The organism is Streptomyces sp. NPDC006739 (assembly GCF_042869815.1).
In the GTDB taxonomy this organism is placed as follows: Bacteria; Actinomycetota; Actinomycetes; order Streptomycetales; family Streptomycetaceae; genus Streptomyces.
Genome location: NZ_JBIAGM010000005.1, coordinates 87,626 through 98,575 on the forward strand (window position 1 = coordinate 87,626; position 10,950 = coordinate 98,575).

At 72.3% G+C, this 10,950-nt stretch carries 10 protein-coding genes; 4 read left to right on the forward strand and 6 right to left on the reverse strand.

Translation table 11 applies throughout. The features are described from left to right. Position 1 precedes the first annotated feature (1 nt). Positions 2 to 1,195 carry a cytochrome P450 gene (locus ACFYMM_RS12805; RefSeq protein WP_388385881.1) on the reverse strand — a complete coding sequence of 398 codons (1,194 nt, stop codon included), beginning with the start codon at positions 1,193 to 1,195 and terminating at the stop codon, positions 2 to 4. Between the two features lie 177 nt (positions 1,196 to 1,372). On the opposite strand from ACFYMM_RS12805, the gene ACFYMM_RS12810 reads away from it, so the two are divergent. Continuing rightward, the gene (locus tag ACFYMM_RS12810) at positions 1,373 to 2,833 is read left to right on the forward strand and encodes an MFS transporter (protein WP_388385882.1); all 1,461 of its coding nucleotides are present in this window, start codon (positions 1,373 to 1,375) and stop codon (positions 2,831 to 2,833) included. Between the two features lie 93 nt (positions 2,834 to 2,926). On the opposite strand, the gene ACFYMM_RS12815 is transcribed toward ACFYMM_RS12810, so the two are convergent. From ACFYMM_RS12815 to ACFYMM_RS12825, 3 genes are all read right to left on the reverse strand, one after another. Beyond that, positions 2,927 to 3,727: a sugar phosphate isomerase/epimerase family protein gene (locus tag ACFYMM_RS12815; RefSeq protein WP_388385883.1), complete on the reverse strand. Its 801-nt coding sequence runs from the start codon at positions 3,725 to 3,727 to the stop codon at positions 2,927 to 2,929. Between the two features lie 69 nt (positions 3,728 to 3,796). Then, on the reverse strand, positions 3,797 to 4,390 hold the full coding sequence (locus ACFYMM_RS12820; RefSeq protein ID WP_388385884.1) for a dihydrofolate reductase family protein: 594 nt from the start codon (positions 4,388 to 4,390) through the stop codon (positions 3,797 to 3,799). Between the two features lie 768 nt (positions 4,391 to 5,158). Next, on the reverse strand, positions 5,159 to 6,205 hold the full coding sequence (locus ACFYMM_RS12825; protein ID WP_388385885.1) for a LacI family DNA-binding transcriptional regulator: 1,047 nt from the start codon (positions 6,203 to 6,205) through the stop codon (positions 5,159 to 5,161). Between the two features lie 295 nt (positions 6,206 to 6,500). On the opposite strand from ACFYMM_RS12825, the gene ACFYMM_RS12830 reads away from it, so the two are divergent. From ACFYMM_RS12830 to ACFYMM_RS12840, 3 genes are read left to right on the forward strand one after another with little or no spacing between them, the layout of a single operon-like run. Next, positions 6,501 to 7,652, forward strand: coding sequence for a Gfo/Idh/MocA family protein (locus tag ACFYMM_RS12830; RefSeq protein ID WP_388385886.1), 1,152 nt, complete (start codon positions 6,501 to 6,503; stop codon positions 7,650 to 7,652). Then, positions 7,649 to 8,800: a dihydrodipicolinate synthase family protein gene (locus ACFYMM_RS12835; protein WP_388385887.1), complete on the forward strand. Its 1,152-nt coding sequence runs from the start codon at positions 7,649 to 7,651 to the stop codon at positions 8,798 to 8,800. The genes ACFYMM_RS12830 and ACFYMM_RS12835 overlap by 4 nt, the downstream gene beginning before the upstream one ends. Positions 8,801 to 8,829: 29 nt before the next feature. Beyond that, positions 8,830 to 9,627, forward strand: coding sequence for a sugar phosphate isomerase/epimerase family protein (locus ACFYMM_RS12840; protein ID WP_388386221.1), 798 nt, complete (start codon positions 8,830 to 8,832; stop codon positions 9,625 to 9,627). On the opposite strand, the gene rbsD is transcribed toward ACFYMM_RS12840, so the two are convergent. Beyond that, positions 9,624 to 10,013 carry a D-ribose pyranase gene (gene rbsD, locus ACFYMM_RS12845; protein ID WP_388385889.1) on the reverse strand — a complete coding sequence of 130 codons (390 nt, stop codon included), beginning with the start codon at positions 10,011 to 10,013 and terminating at the stop codon, positions 9,624 to 9,626. The genes ACFYMM_RS12840 and rbsD overlap by 4 nt on opposite strands. Beyond that, complete coding sequence (locus ACFYMM_RS12850) at positions 10,010 to 10,948, reverse strand: ribokinase (RefSeq protein ID WP_388385890.1); 939 nt, start codon at positions 10,946 to 10,948, stop codon at positions 10,010 to 10,012. The genes rbsD and ACFYMM_RS12850 overlap by 4 nt, the downstream gene beginning before the upstream one ends. Positions 10,949 to 10,950: the final 2 nt, after the last annotated feature.

A 10,950-nucleotide genomic window follows, 5' to 3' on the forward strand; every position in this document is an offset into this window, starting at 1 on the left:
GCTACCACGTCACCGGCAGGCACTTCAGGCCGTACACGAGCGTGTCGGTGGCGACCGGGACCTGGTCGCGCGGGACCGCCAGACGCAGGTCGGGGAAGCGCCTGAAGACCGTGGTCAGGGCGATCTCCAGCTCGGTCCGGGCCAGCGGGCCGCCGGGACAGAAGTGGGGGCCGTGCCCGAAGGCCAGATGGCGGCTGCTGTCCCGGTGGATGTCGATGTCCGCCGCGCCGGGGAAGACCGTCTCGTCGTGGTTGGCACCCGGGACGGAGATGACGACGGCGTCACCGGCCGGGATGCGGGTGCCGCCGACGGTCAGGGCCTCGGTGGCCACCCTGACAACGTTGTCCTGTGCGACGGACCAGTACCGCAGCAGCTCGTCGATCACCGGAGTGAGCAGGCTCGGGTCGGCGCGCAGTTCGGCGAGCGTGCCGGGCCGGTCGAGCAGGGTGAAGACGCTGAGGGCGATCTGGTTCGCGGTCGTCTCGTGCCCGGCGACGAGCATCAGCCGGAGCATGGCCACCAGGTCGTCGTGGGACAGCTCTCCGGTGCGGACGTACTTCACCGTCAGCCGGCTCAACAGGTCGTTGCGCGGCTCGCGTTCCCTGGCCCGCGACAACTCGTCGAGATAGGCGGTGGTGGCCTGAAACGCCTGTACGGCCTTTTCCGGCTCCTTCTGGTTGAGCAACGCGCTCGTGTTGGCCTTGAATTCACTCATGTCCTCGTCCGGCACTCCGAAGATGCGGGCGATGACAATGCAGGGAAGCGGCAGGGAGAACGCCGAATGGAAGTCGACCGGCCGGGGCGACGCGGCCATTTCGTCGAGGAGTTCGTCGGCTATCGCCTGGATGAGTGGACGAAGTGCCTGTGTCCGGTGGGCGGTGAACTCCGGTGCGACCATCCTGCGGTATTTTCCGTGCTCCGGCGGATCCATGCGCCAGAAGGAAACCGCTCTCGGCGGGACCGGGAAAAGCAGTCGGTTCGGCCATTCGGGATGCTGGTCGTCGACGCTCAGCCGGGGGTCGGCGAGGGCCTGGCGCACGTCCGCGTAGCGGGTGAGGAGCCAGGCGGTCTGCTCACCGGGGAGCGACACCTTGCGGGGAGGGTTCTCGCGGAACGCGGCGAGAGCGGGTGGCTGGGCCATCGGGCAGCTACGGCGCAACGGCCATGACGGGGCTACCACGTCGGTCCGGGTCATGATTCTCCTTCTCGTCTTGTCGTCGTCTCGCGCGTCGCAGGGACAGCGCTTACTAGGCAGGAAGTTGAATCTGGCTCGGGCACCATCCTGAGTAATGGGACTGACACGGCGCTGACATGGCCGGATCCGCCGCACCGCAATGGACGGCACGGACTTCCTCGGTGATAATTCACGCCCATGACTATCGAGGAGTTATCCGGGCCGGAACTCGCCGGGGCGCCTGCCGCGACTTCCGAGGAGTCCGCGCCCCGTTGGACCCCGCTCGTTCTCGTGTCGCTCGGCACGTTCATCACCGTGCTGGACTTCTTCATCGTGAACGTCGCGGTGCCCGACATCCAGCGGAGCCTGCACGCGAGTTCGGTGGCCGTCCAGTTCGTCCTGGCCGGATACGGCCTCCCGCTGGCCACCCTGATGATCACTTCGGGTCGGATGGGCGACCTCTACGGACGGCGACGGCTGTTCGTGCTCGGTCTGGCCCTGTTCACCGCCGCCTCCGCCTGTGCCGGACTGGCGCGCGACCCGGCGCAACTCGTGGCGGCGCGTGTGCTCCAGGGCGTCGCCGCCTCCCTGGTCACTCCGCAGGTGCTGGCCCTGCTGGGAGCGATGTACCAGGGCCGGGCCCGCGCGGTGGCGTTCAACGTCTACGGTCTGGCGATCGGCCTCGCCGCGGTGTTCGGACAGCTGATCGGCGGCTCCCTGATCGCGATGAACCCGGCCGGTCTGGGCTGGCGGGCGATCTTCCTGGTCAACGTGCCCGTCGGGCTGGTCGCCGTGGCCCTGGTGCCGAGGCTGGTCCCCGAGTCGCGCGGGGGCGGCCGGGCCGGACTGGACGTGACCGGCATGCTCTTGGTCATGCTCGGACTGGTGGCGATCGTCCTGCCGCTGACCGAGGGGCGGGAACTCGGCTGGCCGCTGTGGTCGGTGCTCTGTCTGATCGCCGCCGTGCCGGTGCTGGCCGGCTTCGCGGCGCAACAGCACCGCGGCACGGTCCGGGGCGGATCGCCGCTGGTGAACACCGAGTTGTTCCGCTCGCGGGCGTTCTCCGTCGGCCTGCTCGCCATGATGTTCTACTACGCCACGATGGGCGCCTGCTTCCTGGTGCTCTCGCTCTATCTGCAGCAGGGGCGCGGCATGTCGCCCCTGGGCTCCGGTCTGCTGTACCTGCCGCTGGGGGCCGGCTTCTTCGCGGCGACGGCACTGGCCGGCCGCCTGGTCACGCGTCTGGGGAGGCAGGCTCCGGCGGTCGGCGCGCTCCTCGTGGTCGCCGGCTACGGCGCGCTGGCCGCCCTGGTCCGGGGAATCGGCGTCGGCGGACACGTGACGTGGCTCGCGGGGCCGCTGCTGGTGGCCGGTGTGGGCATGGGACTGACCATGGCGCCGCTGTCCTCGATGGTGCTGGCTCCCGTCTCCGCCGACCATGCCGCCGCCGCCTCGGGCGTCCTCAGCACCGCCCAGGAGATCGGCGCGACCGTGGGGACGGCGCTGGTCGGCGGCATCTTCTTCCGGATGACCGGTGACCACACCGGGCCGCAGACCGCGCCGCACGCCTTCAGCGTGTGCCTGACCGTGCTGGTCGCCTTCGACCTCCTGGTGGTGGCCCTGGTGCGGTTGATGGGGAGGACCCCGGACACACCCTGACGGGACCTGCGACTGCGACCCGTGATCCGCGATCCGCGATCCGCGATCCGCGACCGAGGATGCGTCCAGGGGCCCCGGTCCCGGTCCCGGCCGCTATGCCGCGTCGCTCAGCAGTCGTACGAGATGGTCGCGGCCCGCGCTCAGCAGTTCCGGAAGCGGCGTGGCCGTCTCGTACCAGCGCTTCTCGTACTCCCAGCACAGCCAGCCGTCCCAGCCGTGCCGGCAGAGCACGTCCACGCACTCGGTCAGCGGCAGCACGCCCGTCCCGAGCGGCAGCGGGGTGGTGTCCTGCGGCGAGGCGATGTCCTTGACCTGGACGTACCCGAGGTGCGGGGCGAGGGCCGCGTAGGTCTCCGAGGGCTGCTCCCCGCCCAGCCAGGTGTGCATCACGTCCCACAGCGCGCCGACCTGACGGTGCCCGACCGGGCCGAGGACGCGGATCGCCTCGGCGCCGGTGCGGTGCGAGTCGTGGGTCTCCAGGAGCACGCGGACCCCCAGGGCGGAGGCGTCCTCGGCCGCGGTGCCCAGCCGCCGGGCGGCGACGGTGTCGCCCTCGGCCTGCGGCAGACCGGGGTCGGCGCCGGGGAAGACCCGGACGAAGGGTGCGCCCAGGTCGTGGGCCAGCTGGAGGAGGGCGCGGATCTCGTCCAGTACGGGGCCGTCGTCGCCCGGAGCCGCGACCTTCGCGTACCCGGCGACGCCCAGCACCTCGATCCCGGCCGTCTTGAACGCGGCGGCCACGTCCGCCCGTTCGGCGGGGCCGAGACCGGGATGCACCGGCTCCTCCGGATGGGCGCGCAGCTCGACGCCGTGGTAGCCGTGGGCGGTGGCGAGCGCCAGTACCTCCGGTACGGGCAGGCCGGGGACACCGAGGGTGGAGAAGGCCAGCTTCATGCCGGGACACTACCCGGCATCACGCCCGGCTCACCTGGCATCACACGCCACACCCGCTCCTGGCGTCGGTCAGTCGGCGACCGGGCGGAAGGTGTTCACCTGTACGCCGGTCTTGCCGGTGGCGGAGGAGACCAGCTCGAACGTCCGCTTGACGCCGTCGTCCGGGAAGATCGACTTGCCGCCGCCGAGGATCAGTGGCATGACGACCAGCTGCAGTTCGTCGACCAGGCCCTCGCGCAGCAGGGTGCGTACCAGGGTGGGGCTCCCCATCATGGCGAGGTCGCCACCGTCGGCGGCGCGCATCTCACGAATCCGGCCGAGGGCCTCGGCGCCGGGGATGCGGACGGTGTTCTCCCAGGTCAGGTCGGAGTCGGAGAGGGTGTCGGAGACGACGTACTTGCGCAGGGAGTTCATCCGGTCGGCGAAGGGGTCCCCGGCCTGGTCGGGCCAGGCTGCGGCCATGCTCTGCCAGGTGCGGCGCCCGTAGAGCAGCGCCTCGGCCTTCTCCAGCCCGGCGGCGAAGGTCCCGCCGAGCAGCTCCGGGTCGAAGAACGGGTGCGACCAGCCGCCGTGCGCGAACCCTCCGTCGGTGTCCTCCTCGGGCCCGCCGGGCGCCTGGACGACGCCGTCGAGGCTGATGAATTCGGTGACGATGAGACGCATGGGGTGCTCCTGCTGGTCGGGCCGGTTGCCTACGGCGGTCTCTGCCGGGTCGCTTACAAAGAGGAAGACGGCCCCGCTCCCCAAAACTAATCGCCCCGGCCCAGGAAATTTTTTTTCCGCTTGCCCAGGAGCACCCGTCGCGAGCCGAGCGGAGCCCTCCACTTCCGTGGCCCGAGGCCCTCGCCCCGCAGCCGCGAACCGCACCGCCCCTACCCCGGTTCCCACGCGGCCCGCGAGCGTCGTTCGTACGAGTAGGGCACTCGTCCCTGCCCCGGGGGCATCCCGTGCGGCCCGCGAAGCTCATCGCCCCTGGTGAGGGCGCCCCGGCCCTTTCCCGAGGGCACCTCGCGTGGTCGGCGAGGCTCTTCGGCTGCGGCGACGGTGCCCGCCCGCGCCTCGGAGGGCACCTCGCGTGGTCGGCGAGGCTCTTCGGCTGCGGCGACGGTGCCCGCCCGCGCCTCGGAGGGCACCTCGCGTGGCTGGCGAGGCTCTTCGCCTGCGGCGACGGTGCCCGGCCGCACTTCGGAGGGCACCTCGCGTGGCTGGCGAGGCTCTTCGCCTGCGGCGACGGTGCCCGGCCGCACTTCGGAGGGCACCTCGCGTGGTCGGCGAGGCTCTTCGCCTGCGGCGACGGTGCCCGCCCGCGCCTCGGAGGGCACCTCGCGTGGTCGGCGAGGCTCTTCGCCTGCGGCGACGGTGCCCGGCCGCACTTCGGAGGGGCCCCCGCCGTCTGCCGAGAGCATCCCGTGCAGCCGGGGGGCCCGGGGCTCAGCCCCGGGGGGTTCCGGACGAGCCGCGGACCATCAGTTCGCCCCGTACCGTCGCGATTCCGCCGGGCGGGGGTTCCTCGCGGCCCATGGCGATGCGGCCCGCGCGGGCGCCCGCCTCCGCCAGGGGCAGTCGTACCGTCGTGAGGGAGGGCACCGCGTCGATGCTGAACGGCAGGTCGTCGAAACCGGCCACCGAGACGTCGTCGGGGATGCGCAGGCCGGACTCCCGCAGCGCGGCGCACGCCCCCAGCGCGACGGAGTCGTTGGCGGCCACCACCGCCGTCAGCGAGGGGTCACGGCGCAGCAGCTCCAGCGTGGCCTCGTACCCCGACCGGCGGTCGTAGCGGCCGTGCACCGTCCAGCGCGGGTCCTCCTCGATGCCCGCCGCGGCCAGCGCCGCCCGGTGTCCCTCCAGCCGGTGCCGGGTCGTCGTGCGCTCCTCCGGGCCGGCGATGTAGCCGAGCCTCCGGTGGCCCAGCCCGATCAGGTGCTCCGTCAGTTCGCGCCCGCCGCCCCGGTTGTCGAAGTTCAGCGCGATCGCCTCGGTGTCCGGCGCCGGCGGGCGTCCGCACAGCACCACCCGGGTCCCCGCCTCCCCGAGCTTGCGCAGCTTCGACGCGACCGCCGCCGCGTGCGGCGCGTCCTCCACCGCCCCGCCGGTCAGCACCACCGCCGCCGCCCGCTGCCGTTGCAGCAGTGTCAGGTACGTCAGTTCGCGCTCCGGTGAGCCCCCGGTGTTGCAGACGACGGCCAGCCGTTCGCCGCCCGCCCGGCCGCCCGGCCCCCCGATCTCGCCCTGGATCGCGCTCGCCATGATGCCGAAGAAGGGGTCCGCGATGTCGTTGACGAGGATGCCCACCAGGTCGGAGGTGGCCGCGGCCAGCGCGCTCGCGGGGCCGTTGAGGACGTAGTCCAGCTCGTCCACCGCCCGGAGCACCCGCTCCCGGGTGGACGCGGCCACCGGGTAGTTGCCGTTCAGCACGCGCGACACCGTCGCGGGGGAGACCTGGGCGCGGGCCGCCACGTCCGCCAGGGTCACCGTCATCTCGTCGTCCTCCGGTCGCGCATCGTGTCGTACGCAGTAGTACGCCGTCGTACCAGACCGCTGCCGGGACAGTCCGGTTCCCGGCCGGTCCCCGGCGGCACCCCCAACGGCACCCCCGGCGGCACGTCCTTGCAGACCATAAGCCCAATCCCCCGAGTTGTTCGCCCCCTCGAACAACTCAACCCCATCACGGTCTTGTACAGACCACTGGGGAGAGGTTAGCTTTTGTCTGTATAGAAAGCGCTTGCTAAGAGATGCCTGCCAACAGGTCGCTTGTTAAAGGTGAGGGGAAGCCGTGACACGCAAGACGGTGCGGATCGCCATGAACGGTGTGACCGGGCGCATGGGGTACCGCCAACACCTCGTCCGCTCGCTCCTCGCCCTGCGCGAACAGGGTGGCCTGGACCTCGGCGACGGCACCGTGCTGTGGCCGGAGCCGATCCTTCTCGGCCGCCGTGAGCACGCGCTGCGGGAGATCGCCGAGCGGCACGGACTGGAGCACTTCTCGACCGACGTGGACGCCGTCCTCGCCGACCCGAGCGTCGACATCTACTTCGACGCGCAGGTCACCTCGGCCCGCGAGGAGGCCATCAAGCAGGCGATCGCCGCCGGCAAGCACGTCTACACCGAGAAGCCCACCGCCACCGGCCTCGACGGCGCCCTGGAGCTGGCCCGCCTCGCCCACGCCAAGGGCGTCAAGCACGGCGTCGTACAGGACAAGATCTTCCTGCCGGGCCTGCTCAAGCTGAAGCGCCTCATCGACGGCGGCTTCTTCGGCCGCATCCTGTCCATCCGGGGCGAGTTCGGCTACTGGGTCTTCGAGGGCGACTGGCAGGCCGCCCAGCGCCCCTCCTGGAACTACCGCGCCGAGGACGGCGGCGGCATCGTCGTCGACATGTTCCCGCACTGGGAGTACGTCCTGCACGAGCTGTTCGGCCGGGTGCGCTCCGTCCAGGCCCTCGCCACCACCCACGTCCCGCAGCGCTGGGACGAGAACGGCAAGCCCTACGACGCGACCGCCGACGACGCCGCGTACGGCGTCTTCGAACTCGACGGCGGCGCCATCGCCCAGATCAACTCCTCCTGGGCGGTCCGCGTCAACCGCGACGAGCTGGTGGAGTTCCAGGTGGACGGCACCGAGGGCTCGGCGGTCGCGGGCCTGCGCAAGTGCCGCGTCCAGCACCGCTCGGCCACCCCCAAGCCGGTCTGGAACCCGGACATCCCCGCCACCGAGGACTTCCGCGACCAGTGGCAGGAGGTTCCCGACAACGGGGACTTCGACAACGGTTTCAAGGCCCAGTGGGAGCTGTTCCTCCGGCACGTCTACGCGGACGCCCCCTACCACTGGGACCTGCTGGCCGGCGCCCGAGGCGTCCAGCTCGCCGAGCTGGGCCTGAGGTCCTCGGCCGAGGGCCGCCGTATCGAGGTGCCGGAGATCTCGCTGTGACCATCCGACTCCCGGACCCCCAGGGCGGCTCGCGCCTCTACGAGCCGCGCACCGAACCGCTCGCGCCGGCCCCCGGTACGCCCTTCACCTCCCGTACGGTCTTCTCGGCGGCGCACGTCGTCGCCGACCCGTACGCCGACGTGTCGCCCGACGCGCCCGCCGCCGTCGACTGGGACGCCACCCTCGCCTTCCGCCGCCATCTGTGGTCGCACGGACTGGGGGTCGCCGAGGCGATGGACACCGCGCAGCGCGGGATGGGCCTCGACTGGGCCGGCGCGGCCGAACTGATCCGGCGCAGCGCGGCCGAGGCGAAGGCCGTCGGCGGCCGTATCGCCTGCGGGGTCGGCACCGACCAGATCACCGGCGGCACGCTCGCCGACATCCGCGCCGCCTACGAGGAACAGCTCGCCGTCGTCGAGGAGTCCGGCGCCCAGGCCATCCTGATGGCGTCCCGCGCCCTCGCCGCGACCGCCGCCGGACCGGACGACTACCTCGACGTGTACGGCCATCTGCTGCGCCAGGCCGCCGAGCCGGTCGTCCTGCACTGGCTCGGCCCGATGTTCGACCCGGCGCTGGAGGGCTACTGGGGGTCGGCGGACCTCGACGCGGCCACCGACACCTTCCTGGAGGTCATCGCCGCCCACCCCGACAAGGTCGACGGCATCAAGGTGTCCCTGCTCGACGCCCAGCGCGAGATCGACCTGCGCCGCCGCCTGCCCGACGGGGTCCGCTGCTACACCGGCGACGACTTCAACTACCCCGAGCTGATCGCGGGCGACGACCAGGGCTTCAGCCACGCCCTGCTGGGCATCTTCGACCCGCTGGGCCCGCTGGCGGCGCAGGCGGTACGCCTCCTCGACACGGGCGACGTGACCGGCTTCCGCGGCCTGCTCGACCCCACCGTCGAACTGTCCCGCCACCTCTTCCAGGCCCCCACCCGCTTCTACAAGACGGGCGTGGTCTTCCTGGCCTGGCTGGCCGGCCACCAGTCCCACTTCACCATGGTCGGCGGGCTGCAGTCGGCCCGCTCCCTCCCGCACTTCGCCCGCGCCTACGAACTCGCCGACGGACTGGGTCTGTTCCCGGACCCGAAGCTGGCCGAGGAGCGGATGAAGACCCTGCTGTCCCTGTACGGGGTGAACCAGTGACGTCCGCCGAGCGTTTCTCCATCAACCAGATGACGGTCAAGCAGCTGTCGTTGCCGGAACTGGCCGACGCCTGCGCGGAGTCGGGCGTCACGAACGTCGGCCTGTGGCGCGAGCCGGTCCGGCTCCACGGGCTGGAGGCGACCGCCAAGCTGGTGCGGGACGCGGGCCTGACGGTGACGACGCTGTGCCGGGGCGGCTTCCTCACGGCGATCGACCCACAGGAGCGCGCCCGCGCCCTGGACGACAACCGGCGGGCGGTGGACGAGGCGGCCACCCTCGGCACGGACACCCTCGTACTGGTCTCCGGCGGTCTGCCGGCCGGTTCCCGGGACCTGCGCGGCGCCCGCGAGCGCATCGCGGACGCGCTGGCGGAACTCGGCCCGTACGCCGAGGCGCACGGCGTCCGCCTAGCCATCGAGCCCCTCCACCCCATGTACGCCGCCGACCGCTGTGTGGTCTCCACCCTGGCCCAGGCCCTGGACCTCGCCGAACGCTTCCCGGCCCACCAGGTCGGGGTGACCGTGGACACGTACCACATCTGGTGGGACGACACCGCGCCCCGGCAGATCGCCCGGGCGGGCGCCGGCGGCCGTATCCACACCTTCCAGCTCGCCGACTGGACCACCCCGTTGCCCGAGGGCGTCCTCAACGGCCGCGGCCAGATCGGCGACGGCGCGATCGACATGCGGGAGTGGAAGGGGTACGTGGAGGCCGCCGGCTACACCGGCCCCATCGAGGTCGAACTGTTCAACGACGGGCTGTGGGCCCGGGACGGCCGGGAGGTGCTGGCGGAGACGGCGGCGCGCTTCGCGGAACACGTTCTCTAGAAGAACACCCCGCAGCGCAGCAGGACGTTCGCGTACGGCCGCGCCTCTCCCGTTCGTACGACCAGTCGCGCGGCCGCCGACAGCTCCTTGAGGCGGTCGTGCGACACCAGTTCCCACCCGGGGAAGCGGCCGGCCAGCAGCGCGGCGGCCGCCGGATTGGCCTCGCGTACCTCCGTGGCCGCCGTCGCCCCCTCCACCACCAGTTCGGCCAGCAGCCCGTCCAGCACCTCCGCGAACGAGGGCACACCGGCGCGGAAGGCGAGGTCGACGACTCTCGGCCCGGCCGGGATGGGCATGCCGGCGTCGCACACCAGCACCCCGTCCCCGTGCCCCAGCTCGGCGAGCGCTCCGGACAGATGACGGTTGAGGATGCCCGCCTTCTTCACGCCGGCCCGCCTTCCGGAGCCGGGTCGGCACCGTTCAGGGCCTCGACCTCCGCCTGCGTCGGGTACGACTCCTGCGCGCCCCGCCGGGTCACCGCCGCCGCCCCGACCCGGGCCGCGTACGCGGCGGCCCGCGGCAACGGGGAACCCGCGCCCAGCTGCCGGGCCAGCGCCGCGGTGAACGCGTCACCGGCGCCGGTGGTGTCCACCGCGTCCACCCGCACGGAGGGGATCCGGGTCACCCCCGAGTCGTCGCAGACCAGCGCTCCCTGGGCGCCCAGCGTCACCACCACCGAGCGCGGGCCCTTGGCCAGCAGCAGCCGTGCCCAGTCGGCCGGTTCCTCGCTGACGCACGCCTCGCCGAGGAGCACCCTCGCCTCGTGCTCGTTGACGATCAGCGGGTCGCAGGCCGCCAGCACCTCCGAGGGCAGGGGCCGTGGCGGTGACGGGTTCAGCACGAACCGGCTGCCCTCCGCCAGGTTCCGTACCACCTCCACCACCGTCTCCAGCGGGATCTCCAGCTGGGCCGACACCACCCGGGAGGCGTGGAAGAGGCAGCTCGCCGCACGGATGTCGGCCGGGGTGAGACGGCCGTTCGCGCCCGGGGACACCACGATGCTGTTGTCCCCGGAGGGGTCGACGGTGATGAGCGCGACGCCCGTCGGCGCCCCGCCCACCAGCACACCCACGGTGTCCACCCCGGAGGCCCGCAGCGAGTCCAGCAGCAGGCGGCCGTGGCCGTCGTCGCCGACCCGGGCCAGCAGCGCCGTACCCGCCCCGAGCCGGGCGGCGGCGACCGCCTGGTTGGCGCCCTTGCCGCCCGGGTGGACGGCCAGGTCGCCGCCGAGCACCGTCTCGCCGGCGCCGGGGCGGCGCTCGACGTCGATCACCAGGTCGGCGTTGGCCGACCCCACGACCAGGAGGTCGTAGCCGTACATGA